Annotated in this window: 24 protein-coding genes; 8 read left to right on the top strand and 16 right to left on the bottom strand. The window is 65.4% G+C overall.

What is annotated here, in order from left to right:
- Positions 1–5 precede the first annotated feature (5 nt).
- Complete coding sequence (locus tag ACQY80_RS11605) at positions 6–299, bottom strand: DUF2282 domain-containing protein (protein ID WP_428679590.1); 294 nt, start codon at positions 297–299, stop codon at positions 6–8.
- Positions 300–473: 174 nt separating this feature from the next.
- On the opposite strand from ACQY80_RS11605, the gene ACQY80_RS11600 reads away from it, so the two are divergent.
- The 5 genes from ACQY80_RS11600 to ACQY80_RS11580 all read left to right on the top strand — a co-directional run bounded on the left by ACQY80_RS11600 (position 474) and on the right by ACQY80_RS11580 (position 5,499).
- A complete protein-coding gene (locus tag ACQY80_RS11600) occupies positions 474–950 on the top strand; it encodes a GreA/GreB family elongation factor (RefSeq protein WP_428679587.1) in 477 nt (158 codons plus the stop codon).
- Entirely contained in the window at positions 947–1,126 is a 180-nt protein-coding gene (locus ACQY80_RS11595; protein WP_054724496.1) for a hypothetical protein, read from the top strand. Before ACQY80_RS11600 ends, ACQY80_RS11595 begins: the two co-directional genes overlap by 4 nt.
- A 7-nt stretch (positions 1,127–1,133) precedes the next feature.
- Positions 1,134–2,306: an NAD(P)/FAD-dependent oxidoreductase gene (locus ACQY80_RS11590; protein WP_428679583.1), complete on the top strand. Its 1,173-nt coding sequence runs from the start codon at positions 1,134–1,136 to the stop codon at positions 2,304–2,306.
- Between the two features lie 148 nt (positions 2,307–2,454).
- Positions 2,455–4,302, top strand: coding sequence for a DEAD/DEAH box helicase (locus ACQY80_RS11585; RefSeq protein WP_428679580.1), 1,848 nt, complete (start codon positions 2,455–2,457; stop codon positions 4,300–4,302).
- A 207-nt stretch (positions 4,303–4,509) separates the two neighbouring features.
- Positions 4,510–5,499, top strand: a complete 990-nt coding sequence (locus tag ACQY80_RS11580) for a quinone oxidoreductase family protein (protein ID WP_428679577.1) — start codon at positions 4,510–4,512, stop codon at positions 5,497–5,499.
- A gap of 9 nt (positions 5,500–5,508) precedes the next feature.
- Here ACQY80_RS11580 and ACQY80_RS11575 read toward each other — a convergent pair whose 3' ends face one another.
- The 3 genes from ACQY80_RS11575 to ACQY80_RS11565 form a co-directional block, all read right to left on the bottom strand.
- Entirely contained in the window at positions 5,509–5,760 is a 252-nt protein-coding gene (locus ACQY80_RS11575; protein WP_428679574.1) for a hypothetical protein, read from the bottom strand.
- A gap of 2 nt (positions 5,761–5,762) precedes the next feature.
- Complete coding sequence (fghA, locus tag ACQY80_RS11570) at positions 5,763–6,611, bottom strand: S-formylglutathione hydrolase (RefSeq protein ID WP_428679571.1); 849 nt, start codon at positions 6,609–6,611, stop codon at positions 5,763–5,765.
- 82 nt (positions 6,612–6,693) lie between these two features.
- Positions 6,694–7,446 (bottom strand): SDR family NAD(P)-dependent oxidoreductase, encoded by a 753-nt coding sequence (locus ACQY80_RS11565; RefSeq protein WP_428679568.1) that lies wholly within the window; start codon positions 7,444–7,446, stop codon positions 6,694–6,696.
- Positions 7,447–7,569: 123 nt separating this feature from the next.
- On the opposite strand from ACQY80_RS11565, the gene ACQY80_RS11560 reads away from it, so the two are divergent.
- Positions 7,570–8,478, top strand: coding sequence for a LysR family transcriptional regulator (locus ACQY80_RS11560; RefSeq protein WP_428679566.1), 909 nt, complete (start codon positions 7,570–7,572; stop codon positions 8,476–8,478).
- Here the strand turns inward: ACQY80_RS11560 and ACQY80_RS11555 are convergent.
- The 4 genes from ACQY80_RS11555 to ACQY80_RS11540 all read right to left on the bottom strand — a co-directional run bounded on the left by ACQY80_RS11555 (position 8,475) and on the right by ACQY80_RS11540 (position 11,533).
- Positions 8,475–8,975: a prolyl-tRNA synthetase associated domain-containing protein gene (locus ACQY80_RS11555; protein ID WP_428679563.1), complete on the bottom strand. Its 501-nt coding sequence runs from the start codon at positions 8,973–8,975 to the stop codon at positions 8,475–8,477. The genes ACQY80_RS11560 and ACQY80_RS11555 overlap by 4 nt on opposite strands.
- 9 nt (positions 8,976–8,984) lie before the next feature.
- Complete coding sequence (locus ACQY80_RS11550) at positions 8,985–9,365, bottom strand: VOC family protein (protein WP_428679560.1); 381 nt, start codon at positions 9,363–9,365, stop codon at positions 8,985–8,987.
- Positions 9,366–9,471: 106 nt separating this feature from the next.
- The gene (purU, locus tag ACQY80_RS11545; RefSeq protein ID WP_428679557.1) at positions 9,472–10,332 is read right to left on the bottom strand and encodes a formyltetrahydrofolate deformylase; all 861 of its coding nucleotides are present in this window, start codon (positions 10,330–10,332) and stop codon (positions 9,472–9,474) included.
- 88 nt (positions 10,333–10,420) lie between these two features.
- Positions 10,421–11,533, bottom strand: coding sequence for an S-(hydroxymethyl)glutathione dehydrogenase/class III alcohol dehydrogenase (locus tag ACQY80_RS11540; protein WP_428679555.1), 1,113 nt, complete (start codon positions 11,531–11,533; stop codon positions 10,421–10,423).
- Between the two features lie 97 nt (positions 11,534–11,630).
- Here ACQY80_RS11540 and ACQY80_RS11535 point away from each other — a divergent pair, with 97 nt between their 5' ends.
- Positions 11,631–12,512 carry a LysR family transcriptional regulator gene (locus tag ACQY80_RS11535; RefSeq protein WP_428679552.1) on the top strand — a complete coding sequence of 294 codons (882 nt, stop codon included), beginning with the start codon at positions 11,631–11,633 and terminating at the stop codon, positions 12,510–12,512.
- 20 nt (positions 12,513–12,532) lie between these two features.
- Here ACQY80_RS11535 and ACQY80_RS11530 read toward each other — a convergent pair whose 3' ends face one another.
- The 8 genes from ACQY80_RS11530 to ACQY80_RS11495 all read right to left on the bottom strand — a co-directional run bounded on the left by ACQY80_RS11530 (position 12,533) and on the right by ACQY80_RS11495 (position 21,788).
- Positions 12,533–12,775 carry a hypothetical protein gene (locus ACQY80_RS11530; RefSeq protein WP_428679550.1) on the bottom strand — a complete coding sequence of 81 codons (243 nt, stop codon included), beginning with the start codon at positions 12,773–12,775 and terminating at the stop codon, positions 12,533–12,535.
- A gap of 28 nt (positions 12,776–12,803) precedes the next feature.
- Positions 12,804–14,183, bottom strand: coding sequence for an L-serine ammonia-lyase (locus ACQY80_RS11525; protein ID WP_428679548.1), 1,380 nt, complete (start codon positions 14,181–14,183; stop codon positions 12,804–12,806).
- A 109-nt stretch (positions 14,184–14,292) separates the two neighbouring features.
- On the bottom strand, positions 14,293–14,907 hold the full coding sequence (locus ACQY80_RS11520; RefSeq protein ID WP_428679546.1) for a superoxide dismutase: 615 nt from the start codon (positions 14,905–14,907) through the stop codon (positions 14,293–14,295).
- A gap of 96 nt (positions 14,908–15,003) precedes the next feature.
- Complete coding sequence (locus ACQY80_RS11515) at positions 15,004–16,572, bottom strand: cisplatin damage response ATP-dependent DNA ligase (RefSeq protein WP_428679544.1); 1,569 nt, start codon at positions 16,570–16,572, stop codon at positions 15,004–15,006.
- Positions 16,569–17,582, bottom strand: coding sequence for a ligase-associated DNA damage response exonuclease (locus tag ACQY80_RS11510; protein ID WP_428679541.1), 1,014 nt, complete (start codon positions 17,580–17,582; stop codon positions 16,569–16,571). The genes ACQY80_RS11515 and ACQY80_RS11510 overlap by 4 nt, the downstream gene beginning before the upstream one ends.
- Entirely contained in the window at positions 17,582–19,009 is a 1,428-nt protein-coding gene (locus ACQY80_RS11505; RefSeq protein ID WP_428679539.1) for a UdgX family uracil-DNA binding protein, read from the bottom strand. Before ACQY80_RS11505 ends, ACQY80_RS11510 begins: the two co-directional genes overlap by 1 nt.
- Positions 19,006–20,256 (bottom strand): putative DNA modification/repair radical SAM protein, encoded by a 1,251-nt coding sequence (locus tag ACQY80_RS11500; RefSeq protein ID WP_428679537.1) that lies wholly within the window; start codon positions 20,254–20,256, stop codon positions 19,006–19,008. The genes ACQY80_RS11505 and ACQY80_RS11500 overlap by 4 nt, the downstream gene beginning before the upstream one ends.
- Before the next feature lie 59 nt (positions 20,257–20,315).
- On the bottom strand, positions 20,316–21,788 hold the full coding sequence (locus ACQY80_RS11495) for an HWE histidine kinase domain-containing protein (protein WP_428685844.1): 1,473 nt from the start codon (positions 21,786–21,788) through the stop codon (positions 20,316–20,318).
- A 276-nt stretch (positions 21,789–22,064) separates the two neighbouring features.
- Between ACQY80_RS11495 and ACQY80_RS11490 the strand changes: the two genes are divergently transcribed.
- Positions 22,065–22,856: a response regulator gene (locus ACQY80_RS11490; RefSeq protein ID WP_428679534.1), complete on the top strand. Its 792-nt coding sequence runs from the start codon at positions 22,065–22,067 to the stop codon at positions 22,854–22,856.
- Positions 22,857–22,859 lie beyond the last annotated feature (3 nt).

The following is a 22,859-nucleotide window of genomic DNA, read 5'->3' as shown; positions in this document are numbered from 1 at the left end:
AAGGGTCAGCCCTTGCGCGGGATCGGCTTCGCATTGCCCGCGTGCGCGGTCAGCGTGCCGCCGAGCTTGAGGCAGGTGCCGGGCTTGACGTGCTTCCACGCATTGCCCTGATAGTTGATCGTCGAGGTTCCGGCGCAGCTCGTGCCCGGGCCGGCGGCGCAGTCATTCTTGCCCTTGAGCGCAATGCCATAGCATTTTTCGGTCTTGCCCTCGGCAGCGGCGGCGTTCGCGCTCATCGCGCCGGCGGCCATGGCGAGAACGGCCGAAGCGGCCAGCGACATTTTAAGCGTGTTCGTCATATTGTGTCTCCCTGACGGATTGAATGATGCGGGGGATGGCATCGTCCCCAAGTTCGCACCCGCGCGCGCCGGGGTTACGCCGCGCACAAAAATTCGCGCCATCTTGTCGCCACCTTCGTGCGGCAACAGGCGCGCATCCCCTTCTTCGCCCCCTTGTTGGCCATCGAGAGAGACATGAGCGTAGCCTTCCGCCGCGAGAGCGACGACGAGCATATGGAACCCGCGTTCGAATGGCCGATTCCGGTCGGCGCGAACCTGGTGACCCCGCGCGGACGCCGGCTGCTCGGCGAGGAAGTCGCGCGCCTGGAGGCCGCGATCGCGGCCGAGGCCAGCGAGGAAGCGCGCAAGAAGCTGCAACGCCGCCTGCGTTACGCAAGCACCCGCCATGCGACCGCCGAGGTGCAGGACGCACCCGAAGTCGATGTCGTCGGCATCGGCAGCCGCGTCCGCTACACGCTGAACGGCGCCGAGCGCGCGGTGACCATCGTCGGGCATGACGAAGCCGATCCGGCCGCGGCGCTGATTGCCTTCACCGCGCCCCTCGGCCGCGCGCTGATGGGCGCCGAGACGGGCGAGATGGTCGAATTTCAGGGCCGCGAGGATGCGATCGAAATCCTTGCGGCGGACGCCGATCCGGAGGTCAGGGCATGAAGGACAAGTTCGAACGCCACAAACAGCCGTGGACCGCGGCGGAGATCGACAAGCTGCACACGCTGGCGAAAAAGGGCATGGCGCTCAAAGCCATCGCCAAAGCGCTGACGCGCAGCGAGGAATCGGTGAAGGTCCGCGCCAAGGCCGACGGCCTGTCGATCGCAAAGCTGCACTGACACCGCAATGGCCGCCCCCGACTATGACGCCATCGTGCTGGGTGCCGGCGCGGCCGGACTGATGTGCGCCGCGGTCGCGGGGCAACGGGGCCGGCGCGTCCTGCTGCTCGACCATGCTGATCAGGTCGGCAAGAAGATCCTGATCTCGGGCGGCGGGCGCTGCAACTTCACCAATATCCACACCGCGCCCGACCGTTATATTTCGGCGAACCCGCATTTCGCCAAGTCCGCGCTCGCGCGTTACACGCCAGCCGATTTCATCGCGCTGGTCGACGCCTATGGCATCGCACATCACGAAAAGACGCTGGGTCAGCTCTTCTGTGACGGATCGGCGAAGCAGATCGTCGCGATGCTGCTGGAAGAATGCGCGAAGGGCGGCGTCGATGTCCGCTGCGGCCAGCCGGTGGCCGACGTGGCGCATGCGGACGGCGCCTTCTCCGTCCGCTTCGGCGAGCAGACTTTCGCCGCATCCAATCTCGTCGTCGCGACGGGCGGCCCGTCGATCCCCAAAATGGGCGCGACGGGCTTTGCTTACGACCTCGCGCGCCAGTTCGGACTCAAGGTGGTCGAGCCGCGCCCGGCGCTCGTCCCGCTGACGCTCGGCGGCGACGATGTGCTGTTCCGCGACCTGTCGGGTGTCGCGACCCCGGTCGAAGCACGCGCCGGCAAGAGCGCCTTCCGCGAAGCCGCGCTCTTCACGCACAAGGGGCTGTCCGGCCCCGCGATCCTTCAGATCAGCAGCTATTGGCGCCATGGCGAGCCCGTCACGATCGACTTCCTGCCCGATGCCAAGCGGGGTTGGCTACTCGAAACGAAGCGCAATCGCCCGCGGACCACGCTCGCCTCCGCACTCGCCCTCCCCGACCGCCTCGCGCATACGCTCGCCGACCGCCTCGCGCTGCCCGGCGAACTCAGCGCGCAGACCGACCGCAAGCTCGCCGAGGCCGAGGAGCGGCTTTCGCGCTGGCTCTTCCATCCGAACGGCACCGAAGGCTATGCCAAGGCCGAGGTCACCGTCGGCGGGATTTCGACCGCAAATCTGTCGTCGCAAACAATGATGGCCAAAAGCGTGCCGGGACTGTATGCGGTCGGCGAAGCCGTTGATGTCACCGGGTGGCTGGGCGGCTATAATTTTCAATGGGCTTGGGCCAGCGGACACGCGACGGGCCAGGCACTTTAGGAAAAAACCCACATATTTCCTCGTCATGCTGAAACCCGTTTCAGCATCCATGACCCAATTGTTCGGACTCGGGCATCAGACCTGAATCGAATCCCGGGCGGCGGAGAAGCAACTACGGCACCTTTGCCGCACAGGATAAGAGAACAAAATGTCTTTCGAAAATCTCTCGCCCGTCCTTTCGGACGCCCTTACCGCGCGCGGCTATGAAGCGCTCACCCCCGTCCAGACACAGGTTACCGAGGTCGAGGCCAAGGGGCGCGACCTGCTCGTGTCGGCCCAGACCGGCTCGGGCAAGACCGTCGCCTTCGGTCTCGCCATGGCCGACGAGCTGATCGAGGGCGACCGCCTGCCCTTCGCCACCTCGCCGCTCGCGCTGATCGTCGCACCTACGCGCGAACTCGCGCTGCAGGTGAGCCGCGAACTCAGCTGGCTGTACGGCAAGGCCGGGGCGCGCATCGCAACCTGCGTGGGCGGCATGGACGCCAGCAAGGAACGCCGCGCCCTCAGCCAGGGCGTGCAGATTGTCGTCGGCACCCCCGGGCGCCTTCGCGATCACCTCGAACGCGGCGCGCTCGACCTCACCGCGCTGCGCGTTGCCGTCCTCGACGAGGCCGACGAAATGCTCGACATGGGCTTTCGTGATGACCTCGAGGAAATCCTCGACGGCACGCCCGAGACGCGTCGCACCTTGCTGTTCTCGGCGACGCTTCCGAAGCCGATCGTCCAGCTCGCCAAGCGGTATCAGCGCGATGCGCTGCGTATCTCGACCGTCGGCGAAGACCGCGGTCACGGCGACATCGCCTATCAGGCGGTAACCGTCGCCCCCGCCGACATCGAGGGCGCGGTCGTCAACCTGCTCCGCCTGCACGATGCGGAAACCGCGATGCTGTTCTGCGCCACCCGCGATAATGTTCGCCGCCTGCACGCCAGCCTTGTCGAGCGAGGCTTCTCCGCCGTCGCCTTGTCGGGCGAGCACAGCCAGAACGAGCGCAACCAAGCGCTGCAGGCGCTTCGCGACCGACGCGCCAAAGTCTGTGTTGCGACTGACGTCGCCGCACGCGGTATCGATCTGCCGACGCTCAGCCTTGTCATTCACGTCGAAATTCCGCGCGATGCAGAGGCGCTCCAGCACCGTTCGGGCCGCACCGGCCGCGCCGGCAAAAAGGGCACGGCGGTCATCATCGTACCGTATCCGCGTCGCCGCCGCGTCGATGGCATGCTGCGCGGCGCCCGGATCGAAGCCGAGTGGATGGATGCGCCGACTGCCGCCGACGTGCGCAAGCGCGATCAGGAACGGCTGATGGAGAAATTGCTCACGCCGGTCGAGCATGAGCCCGAAGATATCGAACTCGCACAGCGCCTGATGGCCGAGCGCACGCCCGAGGATATTGCTGCATCGCTGGTGCAGGCGCACCGCGCGCTGATGCCGCCGCCAGAAGACCTGCTCGACAACGGCCCGCGTGGCCGCGACCGTCCCGAACGCGGAGAACGCGGCGAGCGGTTCGAACGTCCGGAACGCGGCGGCGGCGATCACCGCGACGGTTTCGAGGACAGCGTGTGGTTCCGCCTTAACATCGGCCGTCACCAGAATGCCGACCCGCGCTGGATCCTGCCCTTGCTCTGCCGCCGCGGCCATGTGAGCAAGAACGAGATCGGTGCGATCCGCATCGGCCCCAAGGAAACGATGTTCAACATCCCGCGGGCGATTGCCGACCGTTTTGCCGAGGCCGTGGTGCGCAGCGCCAACGCCGATGGCGAGGATGACAGCGGCGTCGCGATCACGCCTGCACCCGACGGTCCGACCTATCCGCCGCGCCGCGACAAGGGTCCGCGCGACAACGCGCCTCGCAGCACGCTCGGCCGTGCGCCAGGCGGCGATCGCGGTTTCGGTGATCGCGCCGGTCCACGCGGCCCGCGTGGTCCCGGCGGCCCGGGCGGCAACGAACGCTACAAGCCCAAGCCCTACGGCCAACGCAGCCCGCGCCGCCCCAAATAACTTTCAAATCATCGTCATTGCGACCTTGGCGGAAGCCGGGGGAAGCAATCTCCAGCCATCGACCTTGCACATGGCCGACAACGGGAGATTGCCGCGTCGCCCCGGATCAAGTCTGGGGCTCCTCGCAATGACGCGCGAAATGGGCGCTCCGCTCTTGCGCTCTTCTGTCCGGCCCACCAGATGGACCGGGCAGCAGGAGAGCGGCGCATGAAAGCGATCGAAGCCTTTATCGAAAGCCAGGGCGGACCCGAGGTCATCGACTGGCGCGAGGTCACGCTCGGCGATCCGGGGCCCGGTCAGGTGCTCGTGCGTCAGACCGCGGTCGGGCTCAACTATATCGACACCTATCACCGCGACGGCACCTATCCCGTCGAGCTCCCCGGCGGGCTCGGCGTCGAGGCGGCGGGCGAAGTTGTCGCAGTCGGCGCCGATGTCCACGGCCTGAAGCCCGGCGACCGCGTCGCGACCTTCGGGCCGCAGCGCAACGCCTATGCCTCGGCGCGGATCGTTCCCGCCGCGTCGCTGTTCAAGCTTCCCGCCTCGATCGACGACGACACGGCGGCGGCGGCGCTGCTCAAGGCCTGCACCGTCGAGGCGCTCGTCGAGCGCTGCGCCAAGGTCGAGGCGGGATGGCCCGTGCTCGTTCACGCCGCAGCCGGCGGGGTTGGACTGATCCTTGTCCAATGGCTGAAGGCGATCGGCGCCACCGTCATCGGCACCGTCAGTACCGAAGCCAAGGAACATGCTGCGCGCGAGGCCGGCGCCGACCATATCATCCGCTACAAGAGTGACGATGTCGCCGCGCATGTCCGCGAAATTACCGACGGTCAGGGCGTGCCGGTCACCTTCGACGGCATCGGCATGGCGACATGGACCACATCGCTGAAAGCCACAGCGCGGCGCGGCCTGATCGTCAGCTATGGCAATGCCGGCGGGCCGGTGACCGGCGTCCACCTCGGCATCCTCGCGCAGCACGGCTCGCAGTTCGTGAGCCGCCCGACACTGTTCGACTATTATCTCCACGCCGGCGAACGCGCTGCGGGCGCCGCGCGCGTGTTCGAAATGATCGAAAGCGGCGCGGTGAAGATCACCGTCGGCCAGCGCTACTCGCTGCAGGATGCCGCGCGCGCGCACGCCGATCTGGAAGCCGGACGCACGACGGGGTCGAGCCTGTTGATTCCGGAGAATCTCTCGTAATCGGAAGATCTAGGACCGAAGCGCGACGAGCTTCCTTGCGACAGCCAGAGCGCGCCCGTGGTCCGCGTCTAGACCCATATTTTCGTTAACGATCCGGGAAAGATGCCGAGCTATCTCTTCAGCATCGGCGTCCCGCTGGATCATGGTCTGTATCTCGCCGGCATAAGCGTCATACTCGTTGATCAAGCAGGACGTCTCGTTGACGCCGATCGGATCCCACTCATCCCACAACAAGACTCGGATCGCTTCGATCTCTACCATCGCTACGCCTTCAACCGCTCCGCATGCCACGCGACATGTTCGGCCATGAAGGTCGAGATGAAATAATAGCTGTGGTCATATCCCGGCTGCATGCGAATTTCGGCCTTCTGCGCGTTCCGTTCGCACGCCTCGACCAGCAATTCGGTCTTGAGCTGTTCGACAAGGAAATTGTCGGCGTCACCCTGATCGACGAGCAGGTCGGGGACGCGTAGCCCCTGATCGAGCAACGCACACGCGTCATAGGCATGCCAGTCCTCGCGCTCGTCGCCGAGATAGCCCGTCAGCGCCTTCTCGCCCCAAGGGCACTGCGACGGCGCCACGATCGGCGAGAAGGCAGAAACCGACCGGAAGCGATCCTGATTGCGCAGGCCGATCGTCAGCGCGCCATGCCCGCCCATCGAATGGCCGGTGATTGCCTGCCGCGTCAGGTCGGCACTCGCAAAATTGCGCAACACCAGCGAGGGCAGCTCGTCCTCGATATAGGACCGCATCCGGTAATTCTTCGCCCAAGGTTCCTCGGTCGCGTCGACATAGAAGCCCGCGCCAAGCCCGAAATCATAGGCCGCCTCGGCATCGTCGGGAACGCCTTCACCGCGCGGGCTGGTGTCGGGGGCGATGAAGATCACCCCATGCTCGGCGCAGGCGGCGCGGTATTCGCCCTTCTCCATCACATTGGCGTGGGTGCAGGTCAGCCCCGACAGATACCAGAGCACCGGCAGCTTCGCGCCATGCGCATGATCGGGGACGAAGACCGCGAAGGTCATGTCGGTGCCGGTGACGGTGCTCGCATGCTTGTACACGCCCTGCGTGCCGCCATGGCTGCGAACCGTGGAGAGAGTTTCGATGGGCATGCCAAGCTTGTGCCGCGCGCAAGCGAACGGCGCAACCCCGCCGTCCTTGCGGACGACGGGGCCGGACGAAATTTTGCGCCGATCAGATCTGGGCGAAGCCGCCGTCGACGAAGAGTTCGACGCCATTCACATAGCTCGCGGCATCCGAAGCCAGGAACGCAGCGACCTTGCCCATTTCGCGCGGTTCGGCCAGACGACCGAGCGGCACGCCGGCGGCGAGACCCGCCTCGAATTCGTCCCAGCCGGCATCGCCACCCGCGACCCCGTGCAGACCCGGCGTGCGCGTGCCGCCGGGGGCGAGAACATTGACCCTGATCTTGCGGTCCTTGAGATCGAGAATCCAGCCGCGTGCAAAGTTGCGGATGGCGGCCTTGGTCGCGCTATAGACGCTGAATGCGGGCAATGCGCGGGTCGAACTGGTCGAGCCGGTCAGGATCACCGACGCGCCATCGCGCAGCAGCGGCAACGCCTTTTGCACCGTGAACAAGGTCGCCTTCACATTCAGGCCGAAAGTCTTGTCGAAATCCTCTTCGTTGATCGCGCCGAGCGGGGCGAAGCTGCCGCCGCCCGCGTTGGCGACGAGGATGTCGATCGGCGCGCCATGCTGCTGGACGACGTCATAGAGGCGGTCGAGGTCGGCGAAGCTGGTGACGTCGCCCTGAACACCGACGGCGCCATGGCCGATCGCCTTCACGGCGGCGTCGAGTTCTTCCTGGCGGCGGCCGGTCACGAAGACCTTCGCGCCCTGCTCGGCGAGTTCCTGCGCGATGCCGAGGCCGATACCGCTGTTGCCACCGGTGACGACGGCCACCTTGCCCTTGAGATCATAAGTCATGGTCATTCTCCTTTTCGTGGGCGGCGATCCGTTCGCCGTCCGATGAGAAAGAGATAAATCCGCAACGATCCGGACTGTAGTCGCCGATATTGACACTTATCGTTCTATCAATAGAACGATCATATGCAGGACCTCAACGATCTGCGCTATTTCGACGCGGTGGTCACGAATGGCGGCTTCGCCCCCGCGGGCCGCGCGCTCCGCCTGCCGAAATCGAAACTCAGCCGCCGCATCGCCGCCCTCGAGGAGCGGCTGGGCGCGCGCCTGATCGAACGCTCGTCGCGGCGCTTCCGCGTCACCGACATCGGCCGCGCCTTCCACGCTCAGGCGCAGCTCGCCGTCGCCGCCGCCGAGCGCGCCGAAGCACTGGTCGAGGCGAGCCTCAGCGAACCGAGGGGCACCGTCCGCATGTCCTGCCCGACGGGGCTCGTGTCGATCGTCGCCGACATGCTGCCCGACTTTCTTGCCCTCTACCCCAAGGGCCATGTCCAGATCGTCGCAGCCGACCGGCCGGTCGACATCATCGCCGAACGCATCGACGTCGCGCTCCGCGTTCGCGTCAGGCTCGACAGCGACGCCGCGCTCACCATGCGCACGCTGGCACACAGCCGCCGCATCCTGATCGCCAGCCCTTCGCTCGCGAACCGGATCGCGGGGCGTGGGATCGAGGTGCTGGGCGAGGTGCCGACGCTCAGTTCATCGGGCGACGACGGCGAAGTGATCTGGCGGCTAGAGGGGCCCGGGGGCGCGGTCGAGAATGTCCGCCATACCCCTCGCCTCAGCTGCGGCGATTTCATCGCGATCCGCACCGCCGCGCTCGCTGGCCTCGGTGTCGCGATGCTGCCCGATCACGCCTGCGCTGCGGAATTGCGATCGGGCGCGCTGGTCCATGTGCTACCCGAATGGCGGAGCGAGGACGGCATCGTCCACCTCGTCTTCACCACCCGCACCGGCCTGCCGCCGCTCGTCCGCGCATGGATCGACCATCTGGCGAAGGGGTTCAAAAACCCCGGACTGTTCGGCGCGCGCTAGACGGCCTGAACCGGAATCGCTGCGACGAGCGGTACGTGGCCCCAATGACGCAACAGGCCGAGGATCGCCGCACCCGACAGCCCGAGCGTGCCGGTATTGCGCAACGGATGGACGTTGACGGTATCGGCGGCGGCGAGCCCTTCGTCGAGCGCCACGGTGATACTGCCCGGCGCGGCATTGATCGCCGCGAGCGGCGTGACCGAGCCCGGCTTGATGCCGAGCAGGCGGTCCATGTCTTCGGCCTTGCCGAAGCTCACGCGCTTGCTGCCGATGGCGGCGGGCAAGGCTTTCAGATCGACGCGCGCCTCACCCGGCAGGGTGACGAGCCAGAAGGCGCCACCATTATCCTTGAGAAACAGATTCTTGGTATGCGCGCCGGGTATCGCGGCGTTCACCTCGTCGCTCTCCGCAACAGTGAACACCGCGACATGCTCGTAAGCGGCGAAGGGGATCGCAAGCGCGCTCAAGTCGTCCAGCAATCCCGCTTCGCCGCGCATCACCGATCCTCAGACGACGCGATGCAGCGCGCAGAGCTTGTTGCCCGACGGATCGCGCAGATAGGCGAGATAGAGCTGGCCGAAGCCGCCTTCGCGCACGCCCGGCGGATCTTCGATCGAGGTGCCGCCATTGGCGACGCCGGCGTCGTGCCAGGCCTTCGCCTGTTCGGGGCCTTCCATCGCAAAACCGATCGTGCAGCCGTTCCCGACGGTTGCGGCCTCTCCGTCGATAGGCTTGCCGACGAGAAACAGGCCGCCATTGTGCATATAGATGAGGCGTCCCTTGTCATCCTGAATTCCCGGCTTGCCGCCGATCGCCTGAAAAGTCGCATCATAGAATTTCTTGGCCGCGTCGAGGTCGTTCGCCCCCACCATATTGTGACTGTACACGCCTTTGCTCCTCCTGATTTTGGTTGCGGATCGATACCTATACTGGCCGCCCGGTCAGGGCCAGCCACGATGATGCTTCGCGTTCACCGAAAATGACGAACCGCCCCTAGCGGAAGACCACCGTCTTGCGCCCGTCGATCAGCACCCGCTGTTCGGCCACCCAGCGCACCGCGCGCGCCAGCACCTGCGCTTCGGTATCGCGGCCGATGCGGATCAGCTCGTCGACGCTGTCGCGGTGATCGACGCGCTCGACCGCCTGTTCGATGATCGGCCCCTCGTCGAGGTCGCTCGTCACGAAATGCGCGGTCGCGCCGATCAGCTTGACCCCGCGCTCCTGTGCGCGGTGATAGGGCTTGGCGCCCTTGAAACCCGGCAGGAAGCTGTGATGGATGTTGATGCAGCGCCCCGAAAGCTTCGCCGACAGATCCTGCGACAGCACCTGCATGTACCGCGCGAGCACCAGATATTCGGCCCCGCCGCGCGCCATCACGTCGAGGATCGCCTGCTCCTGCTCGGCGCGGTTCGCGTCGCTGACCGGCAGATAGTGGAAGGGCACACCATGCCATTCGCTCAGCCGCCGCTGCGCTTCATGGTTCGACACCACGCCGACGATGTCGATCGCGAGATTGCCCGTCGACCAGCGATGGAGCAGGTCGTTGAGGCAATGGCTGCCCTGCGACACCGCGATGACGAAGCGCGGCTTCGCGGCGCGGTCACTTATCCGCGCGTCCATCGCAAAGCGGGTGACGATCGGTGCGAAGGCTTCTTCGACCCCGGCTAATCCATCAGGAAAGCGCGGGCCGGCGCCGCGAAACTCGACGCGCATGAAGAAGCGCCCCGAATCGAGGTCGGCATATTGCTGGCTGTCGAGTATGAAGCCGTCGCGATCCGCGAGCAGCCCGGTCACGGCGGCCACGATGCCCACCGCGTCGATGCAGCTGAACGTCAGGACATAGGGTCCACTCACATCTTCCCTCCCTCACCCGTCTTCCGCGCTGCCGCATGGCGGAAGAACGACGCTTCGACAAGCGCGGGCGAGAAGAAAGTTAGATGGCTCAGTAAACCACGACGCTGCGGATGCTCTCGCCCGCGTGCATCAGGTCGAACCCCTTGTTGATCTCTTCCAGCCCCATGACATGGGTGATCATCGGGTCGATCTCGATCTTGCCCGTCATGTACATGTCGACGATCTTCGGCACGTCGGTGCGGCCCTTGGCGCCGCCGAAGGCGGTGCCGCGCCAGTTGCGCCCGGTGACCAGCTGGAACGGACGCGTCGCGATTTCCTTGCCCGCCTCGGCGACGCCGATGATGATCGAGGTGCCCCAGCCGCGGTGGCAGGCTTCGAGCGCCATGCGCATCACTTCGGTGTTGCCGGTCGCGTCGAAGGTATAGTCGGCGCCGCCGTCGGTCATCGCGACGATCGCCGCGACGACATCCTCGCGGCTCATGCCCTTCGAATTGAGGAAGTCGGTCATCCCGAACTTGCGGCCCCATTCCTCGCGGTCGGGATTGATGTCGACGCCGATGATCTGGTTCGCGCCGGCCAGCCGCGCGCCCTGGATTACGTTGAGCCCGATGCCGCCGAGCCCGAAGACGACGACATTGTCGCCGACCTGTACCTTCGCGGTGTTGATCACCGCGCCGACGCCGGTGGTGACGCCGCACCCGATGTAGCAGCTCGACTGGAAGGGCGCGTCCTCGCGGATTTTCGCGACCGCGATCTCGGGCAGCACGGTGAAGTTCGAGAAGGTCGAGCAGCCCATATAATGGAAGATCGGCTGGCCCTTGTAGCTGAACCGCGTCGTGCCGTCGGGCATCAGCCCCTTGCCCTGCGTGGCGCGGATCGCGGTGCAGAGGTTGGTCTTGCCCGACAGGCAGCTTTTGCACTGGCGGCATTCGGGGGTGTAGAGCGGGATCACATGGTCGCCGGGAACGACGCTCGTCACGCCCGCGCCGACCTCGCGCACGATCCCTGCACCTTCATGCCCCAGCACGCTCGGGAAGATGCCCTCGCTGTCGAAACCGTCGAGCGTATAGGCGTCGGTGTGGCAGATGCCCGTCGCCATGATCTCGACCAGCACCTCACCCGCCTTCGGGCCCTCAAGGTCGAGTTCGACGATTTCGAGCGGCTTCTTCGCTTCGAACGCAACGGCGGCGCGGGTCTTCATGGGGTACTCCTCACGGAAAATGATTGCGCCCGCTGTACACCGATCCAAAGCACGATAAAGGGGCCAATCGGCAATATATTGTTGCATTGGAGGGATAATGAGCTGGGACGGCATCGAGGAGGTCGTCGCAATCTCCGACGCGGGCAGCTTCGTCGCGGCGGCGGCGCGGCTCGGCACCTCGACCTCGCACATCAGCCGCGCGGTGATCCGCCTCGAGAATCGCATCGGCGCGCAGATCTTCGTGCGCACCACACGCCGCGTCGTCCCGACCCCGGCGGGCCGCACCCTGATCGAGCAGTTCCGCAACCTCATCGCGGCGCGCAACGATGCGCTGTCAGCGGTCAGCGACGACGGCGCGCCGCGCGGCGAGGTGCGGATGACCTGCTCGATCGCGATGGGCGAGCGCTTCGTCGCACAGATCGCCCGCGACTATGCCTTCGCCTTTCCCGACGTGACGGTGACGCTCGAACTCACCAACCGCGTCGTCGATCTGCTCGCCGAGGGCTTCGACCTCGCGATCCGCACCGGCACGCTGCCGGACTCGGGGCTGGTCGTGACGCGTATCGCCTCGCGCAGCCTCTATCTCTGCGCCGCGCCCGCCTATCTCGCACGCGCCGGAACCCCTGCGTCGATCAACGACCTCGCGCGTCACGAATGCCTGCTCGGCACCGCCCCCGCCTGGCATTTCCGCGCCCAGGGCAAGAAAATCACCCACCGCCCCGCCGGCCGCTGGCGCTGCAACAGCGGCACCGCGGTCACCGAAGCCGCGCTCGCAGGCCATGGCGTCTGCCAGCTTCCCGATTTCTATGTGATGCCCCATTTGCAGAGCGGCGCCCTCGTCTCGCTCCTCGACCCGCTCCGCCCGCAGGAGGAACCGATCTGGGCGGTCTATCCGCAGCGCCGCCATTTGCTGCCGAAGGTGCGGTTGCTGATCGACAAATTGCGCGAGGAATTGCCGGGGGCGTTGCAACGAATTTGAGCCAGACTACAGACCCGCCTCTAGTCCTTGTTTTTCCCTAGAAACGAGAATTGATGCTCATCGAAGAGTTCAACCGTCGCGAACTCCGGACCCTCGTTCCAGATCGACACCCAATTATCCGGATGGACATCGATCGAATGCGGATGGCCATCTTCTAGCGTCACGACGGCTTCGCCACCCGCCGGAACATCATATTGATCGCATACAGGTTCGATGAAAATCGTGAGGGGTGTTGACAGATAGTTTCTGAAAGGCAGGCGCACAGAGTTCTCCCTATCTACTTTGGCGAGTTCAACACTCCACCACACTAACCGCCAGTCCGCCCTTCGACGTTTCCTTATATTTGTCGCGCATGTCGCGGCCGGTTTGCAGCATCGTCGCGATCACGGTGTCGAGGCTGACGACATGCGTGCCGTCGCCGATCATCGCGATGCGGCTGGCGTCGATCGCCTTGATCGCGCCCATCGCGTTGCGCTCGATGCACGGGATCTGGACCAGCCCTCCAATAGGATCACAAGTGAGGCCGAGGTTATGCTCCATGCCGATCTCGGCGGCATTTTCGACCTGCGCATTGGTGCCGCCGAGCGCGGCGGTCAGCCCCGCCGCCGCCATCGAGCAGGCGACGCCGACCTCACCCTGACAGCCGACCTCGGCGCCCGAGATGCTGGCGTTGCGTTTGTACAGCGCGCCGACCGCGCCCGCGGCGAGCAGGAAGGTGCGCACACCCGCTGCATCGCCGCGATAGCCGCGGCGGTAGAAGCGGATCACCGCAGGGATGATCCCCGCCGCGCCGTTGGTCGGCGCAGTGACGACCTTGCCACCCGCGGCATTTTCCTCGTTCACCGCCATCGCCCACAGGTTGATCCAGTCCATCATCGCGAGCGGGTCGATCAGATTGGTTTCGTGGCGGCTGCGGATGTCGTCGGCGATCTGCGGCGCGCGGCGCTTGACCTTGAGCCCGCCGGGCAGAATGCCCGTGCTCGAACAGCCGGCATCGATCGAGGCATCCATCGCCTCGGCGATCGCATCGATACCCGCCGTCACCTCGTTCGGGGGGCGGTGACGCACTTCGTTGGCGAACATCATTTCGGCAAAGCTGAGGCCCGACGCCTTGCCCATCGCCATCAGGTCGGCGCCCGAGGTGAAGGGGTAGGGCAGTTCGACTTCATCCTCGGCGCCGCGGCTGTTGCGGCCCGCCTCGTCCTCGTCGACGACGAAGCCGCCGCCGATCGAGAAATACATGCGTTTCGCGAGGATCTCGCCCTCGCCGTCGCGCGCGGTGAAGCTTAGCGCATTGCTGTGGAACGGCTGGCGCTGGCGCATCTGGAAATGCAGGTCGCGCTTGGGCTGAAATCGCACGCGCTGGCGACCGAGGAGGTAGAGGAAGCCTTCGCTTTCCGCCCGGTCCCAATGCGCCTTGATCGCGGCAAGACTGGTCGAGGCGGGGATTTCGCCGGCAAGGCCCGCGACGATGGCGGTGTCGGCGGCGTGACCCTTTCCGGTCAGCGCGAGCGAGCCATAAAGGTCGGCCTCGACATGCGCGGTCTTCGTCAGCAGCCCCGCCTCGTCGAGCCACACGGTAAAGCGCCGTGCGGCAACCATCGGCCCGACCGTATGCGAGCTCGAAGGACCGACACCGATTTTGAAAAGTTCGAACAGGCTGATCGTCATGGCGGCCCTATAGGAGAAGGCGGACGATCCCGATAGGCCCGCGCGGGCCAAATTTCGTTACGGCATAGCCGTCATCCCGGCGAAGGCCGGGATGACGGCTATTCGAAACTTACGCCGGATAGGTCCAGGTCGTTTCGCGCGCAAAATTCTCGGCGGCGAAGTCCCAATTCAGCAGTTCGTCGACCGCCGCGTTGACATAGTCGGGGCGGACATTCTTGCGGTCGATGTAATAGGCATGTTCCCACACGTCGATCACGAGCAGCGGCTTGATGCCGGCGGTGAGCTCGGTGCCGGCATCATGCGTGTCGGTGACCGACAGCGTGCCGTCGCGCGAGACCAGCCAGGCCCAGCCCGACGCGAAATGGTTGATCGCGGTTTCCTTGAGCTTCTTCTTTAGATCGTCGAGCGAGCCGAAATCGCGATCAATCGCGGCGGCGAGGTCGCCGGCGGGCGCCGTCTTCGTCGGGCTCAGGCTGTTCCAGTAGAAGGCGTGGTTCCACGACTGGGCGCTGTTGTTGAACAGACCCTTGTTGCCCGAACCCTCGGCGTGGTGGATGATTTCCTCGAGCGTCTTGCTCGCAAGGTCGGTGCCCTCGATCGCGGCGTTGACCTTGTCGACATAGGTCTTATGATGCTTGCCATGGTGCGTCGCCAGCGTGTCGGCCGAAATATGCGGCACCAGCGCATCCTGGGCGTAAGGCAGGGGCGGGAAAGCGATGGTCATGGCAGTCTCCTTTTTATTTTGGGGTCTTTGCGGCCTTTAACTCGGTATCGCGCGCATGGGTTGCAACCCCGTGACGGCAATTTTCGCCGTTATTTTTCAGGTCACCATCGCTTGCAGTGTTACAATCCGGTCGGCCTCCTCGGCCGGCTTGTCGCGGCGGATGCGCGCAATACGGGGGAAGCGCATGGCGAGGCCCGACTTGTGGCGTTTCGACGCATGGATCGAATCGAACGCGACTTCGAGCACGAGCGACTTTTCGACCTCGCGCACCGGGCCGAAGCGATTGAGGGTGTTGTCGCGCACGAACTTGTCGAGCCACTTCAATTCCTCGTCGGTGAAACCCGAATAGGCTTTCCCCACGGGCAGCAGTTCGCCCGCGTCGGACCAGCATCCGAAGGTATAGTCCGAATAGAAGCTAGCACGGCGGCCGTTGCCGCGCTGCGCATACATCATCACGCAGTCGGCGGTGAGCGGGTCGCGCTTCCATTTATACCAGAGCCCCGCGCGCCGCCCCGCCACATAGGGCGCATCGCGTCGCTTGAGCATCACCCCCTCGATCGCGGCATCGCGCGCGCCCGCCCGGCGTTCGGCGAGGTCGTCAAAGTCGGCCGCATCAATCACCTGCGAAAGGTCGAAATGACTGGTGGCAAGGCGCGGCACAAAGGCTTCCAGTTGCCGCCGCCGCTCGGTCCACGGCAGCCCGCGCAGGTCGTTGCCGTCGACTGCCAGCAGGTCATAGACGCGCACGAACGCTGGATAGTCGGCGAGCATCTTCTTCGACACCGTCTTCCGCCCGAGTCTTTGCTGTAGCGCGTTGAAGCTCGCCGCCTCACCCCCCTGCACCTCGCCGCGCACGAGCAACTCGCCGTCGATCACCGCATCCTGATCGAAAGCCGCGACCAGCTCGGGAAAGGCCCCGCTGATCTCCTCGCCGCCGCGGCTGTAGATGCGCGTCTCGCTGCCGCCCCGAACGATCTGGACGCGGATACCGTCCCATTTCCATTCGGCGGCATAGTCGGAAAGGTCGAGGCTTTCCTCCTCCAGCGGATGCGCGAGCATGAACGGGCGGAAGAAGGCGACATCCTTGAGATCAGGCCGCTCCGCCCGTCCCTCGCCCCACGCAAACAGCGGCGCATAGGGGGGCAGGATCGCGTGCCACAACTCCTCGACATCGTCGACGGGGACGTCGAACGCCTGCGCGAACGCCTGTTTCGCGAGCCGCGCCGACACACCGACGCGCATCCCGCCGAGCGCGAGCTTGAGCAGCGCATAGCGACCGTCGGCGTCGAGCCGGTCGAGCAGCGACGCGACGATCGCGGGGGCATCGCTGCGGCTGGCGGCCGACAGTGCATCCACGGCAGCCGAAACCGTGAGATCTTCCTTCATCCCCCCCGCATCGGGCCACAGCAGCGCGGCGGTCTCGGCCGTATCGCCAACGAAGTGCCGCGACAGCCGGAACAATTCCTCATCGACCCGTGTCGCGAGCAAGGTCCGCACTGTCCCCGCTTTCACCGCCGGAAAGTCCAGACTCTCGGTAAGCGCCGCGATCGCCCAGCCGCGATCGGGATCGGGCGTATGCCTCAGATAATCGACGATCAGCGCTAGCTTGCTGTTGCGCGAGCGCGTGTAGATCAGCCGGTCGATCAGGGCCGCGAAGCGCTTCAAGCCTCTTCCTCCAGATCGCGGCCGACGAGATGAAGCGCGCGCGCCTTGCGCTGGGTCAGCTCGCACCAGCGCAGCAGGCCGTCCTCGCTGCCGTGCGTGATCCAGCTCTCCTTCGGATTCACTTCCTCTATCGTCGTCGTCAGCTCGTCCCAATCGGCATGGTCCGAGATGACGAGCGGCAGTTCGACCATCCGCTGCCGCGCGCGCTGGCGCACGCGCATCCAGCCCGACGCCATCGCGGTGACGGGATCGGGCAACCGCCGCGACCAGCGGTCGTTCAGCGCCGACGGCGGTGCGAGGACGATCTGCCCCGCCATCTCGGCCTTGTCGGTTTCCGAAACGAGCCGCAATTCGCCGAGGTCAACGCCGTGCACCGCATAGAGCTGGCACATGCGTTCGAGCGCGCCGTGGATATAGATCGGCGCGTCCCATCCCGCGCCGCGCAATTCGGCGATCACGCGCTGCGCCTTGCCGAGCGCATAGGCGCCGACGAGCACCGAACGGTCGGGCTCGGCGCGCACCGCGCCGATCAGCTTGGCGATCTCGTCGCCTGTCGGCGGATGGCGAAACACCGGCAGGCCAAAGGTCGCCTCTGTGACGAAGATGTCGCACGACACCACCTCGAACGACGCGCAGGTCGGGTCGGGCCGCCGCTTGTAATCGCCGGTCACAACGATCCGCTCGCCCTGATATTCCATCAAGATCTGCGCACTGCCGAGCACATGCCCCGCCGGATGGAAGCTGAAACGCACCCCGCCGCGCTCGAAGCCGTCGCCATAGGGAAAGGCCTGATTATGGCTCGCCTCGGCATCGACGCCATAGCGCAGCGCCATGATCGCCAGCGTCTCCGGGGTCGCAAAGACCGCGCCATGCCCGCTCCGCGCATGGTCGGCGTGGCCGTGCGTCACCGCGGCGCGCTCGACGGGACGCGACGGGTCTATCCACAGGTCGGCGGGCTTCACATAGATGCCGCTCGGGTGCGGCTCGATCCAGGTCTTCACCTTCGCCATCAGTCGGCGAGTTCTCGCGCGCGGATCAGGTCGGCGACAAACATCGCGCGCTCCTCGGCGGCGCGGTCGCGGTCGGGCAGCCGGAGCAGGAAGGACGGGTGGATCGTCGCGATCAATTTGCTCCCCCCTTCCAGTTCATGCACCGCACCGCGCATCGACTTGATACTTGCGCTCTTGCCCGTCACGCCGCGCAGCGCGCTCGCGCCCAGCGTCACGATCAAATCGGGCTGGACGAACGCCCGCTCCTTGTCGAGCCACCAGCGGCATATGTCGATTTCGCCTGCCGTCGGATTCTGGTGCAACCGTCTCTTCCCGCGCGGCTCGAACTTGAAATGCTTGACGGCATTGGTCAGAAACAATCGCGTCCGATCGAGCCCTGCTTCCTCGAGCGCTTCGTTCAACACCTGTCCCGCGGGGCCGACGAACGGCCGCCCTTGCAGATCTTCTTGGTCGCCCGGCTGCTCGCCGACCACCATGATGCGCGCCGCCGCCGGCCCCTCGCCCACCACACCCTGCGTCGCGTCGCAATAGAGCGGACAGCGCGTGCAGTGATCGACCGCGCGCGCAAGGTCGTCGAGCGATTTCACATCATCACTAAGGGTCAAGGCATCGGGCACGCGCGTCCGCCATTTGTCGGTCAGAGGGTTCGCCAGAGAAACGGCCGCTTCGCGCATGCGTTCCACCCGCGCCTCCGCGCCCGCGAGCAACGGCGCAATATCCTGTGCCTCGGGCAGGTTCTTCCAGTATTTCTTCGGCATCTCGGCGCGCATCGCGTCGATTTTCACCCGCGCGGGGTTGAAGATCGCGCCATAGTAGGCGCGCCACTGGTCCTCGACGATATCGCTGTCGGGTACTTCGCCCTTCGTCCCGCCGGGACCATAGACCAGCTTTTCGTCCTGCCAGATCGCGCGCGCGTCGGGGGTTATGATCGCCCAGTTCATCCCGTAGAAGCGGCGCTGAAAAAAGGGTGCGGTCAGCCGCAGGATGCGGTGCGAGGGTTCGAACCATGCGGCGAAACTTTCGCGCCCGGCCTCTTCACCAAGACGGCGGAAGCGAACGAAGGCGTGCATCTTGTGCACATCGCGGCGGATCGCCTTGTCAGCCCCCCGCAGCCAGTCGACCTCGGCATCGGTCGTCCGCGCGAGCAAGTGCCGGTCGCGCGCCGCGCGCCAGATGATCCGGTAGAGCCGCGCCGGAACCCCGGCGTCGCGATGACAGATCACGCGTTCGGCGATTTCGAGCAATTCGCGCGGCAATGACACCGCGCCCGCAGGCGCCGCCGTCCCGTCGTCGCCGAACAGAGACGCCCCCTCGGCGCTGCCCCGCCAACTGACGTCCTCGGGCGCGACCCCACTCGCAAGCAATCCTCGCGCGGCGCTCCGCCATTCGGCAAAGTCGCCCGGCTCGGCGAGAACCACCTCCCTCACAGCGCGAGCGCCAGCTGCTCGGCGGGCGGCGCGAAACGGGCGCGCAGATCGGCGCTGTCGGTGAGCTTTCCCGGCCGCCAATCGGGGGTGACGATGAAGGGCAAGACCTTCTTCACCGACGCGGTCAGCTTCGCCAGATCGCCGAGCCGCAAATTGCCCAGCCGCCGCGCCGCGACGATGCGGTCGACCGCCTTCGTCCCCAATCCCGGCACGCGCAGCAGCAGCTCGCGCGGCGCGCGGTTGATGTCGACCGGGAAGGCATCGCGCCGCATCAGTGCCCACGCGAGCTTCGGATCGATGCTCAGGTCGAGCATCCCCCCACTCGCGCCCTCCATGATCTCGGCGCGTTCGAAGCCGTAGAAACGGAGGAGCCAGTCGGCCTGATAGAGGCGGTGTTCGCGCATCAGCGGCGGGCGCACTGGCGGCAGGTCGCTGCTCGCGTCGGGGATCGGGCTGTACGCCGAATAATAGACGCGGCGGAGCTGGTAGCCCGAATAGAGGTTCGTCGCGGTCTTGAGAATATCGTCGTCACGCGCCGCGTCGGCACCGACGATCATCTGCGTCGACTGGCCGGCGGGCGCAAATCGCGGCGGCATCGCCCTGCCGATCAGCCGGCTCTTCGCCGCCTCGATCGCATCCTCCGCGCCGACGCGCACCGACGCCATCGTCTTGCGGATCGTCTCGGGCTTTTTCTCGGGCGCGAAACTCGACAGTCCTTCTTCGGTCGGCAGTTCGACATTGGTCGACAGCCGATCGGCATAAAGGCCGGCGAGCGCGATGAGGCCGGGATCGGCGCCGGCGATCGTCTTCAGATGGATATAGCCGCCAAAGCGATGCTCCTCGCGCAGGATGCGTGCGACCTCGACCAGCTGTTCCATCGTATAATCCTCGGAGCGGATAATTCCCGACGAAAGAAACAGTCCCTCGATATAATTGCGCTTGTAGAAATCGAGCGTCAGCCGGACGACCTCCTGCGGGCTGAAGCGCGCCCGCTCGACATTGCTCGACGCGCGGTTGATGCAGAAGCGGCAGTCATAGATGCAGAAGTTGGTCAGCAATATCTTGAGCAGCGATATGCAGCGGCCATCGGGCGCATAGCTGTGGCAGATCCCCATGCCCTCGGTCGATCCGATCCCCTTGGTGCCGGTCGAATCGCGCTTCACCGTTCCCGACGAGGCGCAGGATGCGTCATATTTCGCCGCGTCGGCCAGCACGGCCAGCTTTTCGAGAATCGGTTTGGCGGACATGTCTCATGTCTAGCATGAGAACATATAAGGAACAAATATCTTGGGTTCAGTCGTCGCGCTTATGCCTCGCGCCAGCGCGCCGGAAGCGCGATATCGACAATGAGTCCGCCGGGCTCCCACCGCCGCTCGATCGTGCCGCCGAGATTGTTCTTCACGCTGCGTTCCATCAGCAGCGTCCCGAAACTCGTCCGCGCGGGCGGCACGACGCCGGTCGCGCCGCCACTTTCCGCCCAATTGAGTCGGAACAGGCGTGGCTCGGTGCCTTCGCTATCCTGCGACCAGCTGACCTCGACCAGGCCGTTCTCGCCGGTGAGCGCGCCATGCTTGGCGGCGTTGGTCGCAAGCTCGTTGAAGACCAACGCCATCGCGACCAGCGCATTTTCGGGAAGCAGCAGGTCGGGGCCCGACCAGCGGATGCGCGGAAAGGCCGCCTCGACCTCGCGCATCAGCGCGTGCATCGACCCGGTCATGAAGTTCGCGCCGAGCAGCACATTCTGCGCGCGGTTGAGCGCGTCGAGGCGGCTGCTGATCCGCTCGACATAATCGTCGACATCGCGCGCGGCGTGCCGCGTCAGCGAGATGATCGCGCTGACCGTCGCGAACAGGTTGCGCATCCGGTGATGCAGTTCGCGCATCAGCAGATTGGCGTTTTCCTGCCGGCTCTTCTGTTCGGTGACGTCGATGCAGACGCCGGTGAGTGCCGCATCATCGTCGCGCACGTCCCAGTCGCCGCGCACACCCAGCCAGCGCACTCCGCGGTCCGGGTGCAGCACGCGATGCTCGATCGCATAAGGTGTGCCGCTCGCCATCGATTCGTCGAGTGCGGCGCGCACCATCGCCCGGTCATCGGGATGAATGCGCTCGAACGCCGCATCGCTCGTCTGGAGCGCCGTTGCATAGTCAGCGCCCCATAACTCGGCCGTGGCGCCGCGCCAGCGCAGCGCGTCGATACGCGTGTCGAGTTGCCAGGTGGCGATACCCGAATAGTCGAGCGCGCGCTCCAGCGTCCGCCGCGCCTCGTCGCGCTCGGCGACGATCCGGCGAAGATCCGCCTCGGCCATAATGATTGTCGCAAAATCCTTGAGCCGCTCCATCTCGCGAAAGCCGAGCGTCGGCCGCGGCTCGCGATCGATGATGCAGAGCGTCCCCAGGATTGCGCCGTTATAAGCGCGTAACGGCACGCCGGCGTAAAAGCGGATGAACGGGTCGCCCGTGACCAACGGATTTTCGGCGAAGCGGGAATCGAGGCGCGCATCGGTGACGACCATCGCCTCCTCACCGACCACCACATGGTCGCAAAAGCTGATATCGCGGGGAGTCTCGGTCGATCCGAGCCCATGCGCGGACTTGAACCACTGACGGCAATCGCCGACCAGCGATACAAGGGTGATCGGCACTTCGAACAGATCGGCGACCAGCTTCGTCACCCGGTCGAACGCCGGCTCCGGACCCGTATCCATGATGCGATATTCGCGCAGCGTGTCGAGCCGCCAGCGTTCGCGCTGTTCCGGACCGAAATCCCCACCGTCCACCAAATTCCGCCCCCCGCTTCCTGCCGACGCCTTTGCATCGATATCCGCTATGGGGCGCTCTGCCATGAAAAACGGTTCCTGTAAAAGTATGGTGGCGCAGTTGCCCAAGGTAAGTGAATGAAATCCTGTCCCTTACGCGCCGGCCCAACCGCGTCCCGGCTGACTCTACGCTTTACGGCGCCAACGGTTGCAAACCGCCCCGATGCTTTTCGGATGGAGCAAGGGAACCGCTTTCGCCGCCGCCGCGTATGATCTATTACAAGAGGGAGATCATGCATGAGCCTGGGTGAAGAAATCCGCGGACATTTGCCGTTCCTGCGTCGCTATGCGCGCGCGCTGACCGGCAGCCAACAGCATGGCGACAATTTCGTCCACACGACGCTCGAAGTTATCGTTGCAGCACCCGACGAATTCCGCACCGGCCCCGACACCCGCATCGATCTCTACCGCAATTTCCACCGCATATGGGAAAGCGCTTTCATCTCCGATGGCGAAGGCGACGACGAGGAGGATCCGCTGGTCCGCGCCGCGAACCGCCGGCTTCGCCGCATCACGCCGCTCGGCCGCCAGATGCTGTTGCTGACCGCGCTCGAAGGGTTTTCGGTCGAAGAGACGGCCGCAATCACCGGCGCCGATAACGAGACAGTCGAAATCCTGCTCGCCGAAGCGGTGGGCGAAATCGATCGCGAGGCGCGCACGTCGGTGCTGATCATCGAGGACGAGCCGCTGATCGCCATGGACCTGGAACAGATCGTGCGCGGCCTGGGTCACGAGGTGGCTGGCGTCGCCACCACGCACGAGGATGCCGTCGCGGCTTTCGAGAACAGCGACGCGGGACTGGTTCTCGCCGATATCCAGCTCGCCGACGGCTCTTCGGGCATCGACGCCGTGCAGGACATATTGGCGATCGCGCCCGTGCCGGTGATTTTCATTACCGCCTTTCCGGAAAGGTTGCTGACCGGCCACCGCGTCGAGCCGACCTTCCTGATTTCCAAGCCCTTCGGGGAAAATACGGTGCGCGCGGCGGTCAGCCAGAGCCTGCTGTTTACTCCTCAGCTGGCGGCATAGCCT

The organism is Sphingopyxis sp., from assembly GCF_965279755.1.
GTDB lineage: Bacteria > Pseudomonadota > Alphaproteobacteria > Sphingomonadales > Sphingomonadaceae > Sphingopyxis.
Note: the sequence above shows the minus strand (reverse complement) of the source record. Positions and strands in the feature narration are given on the sequence as shown.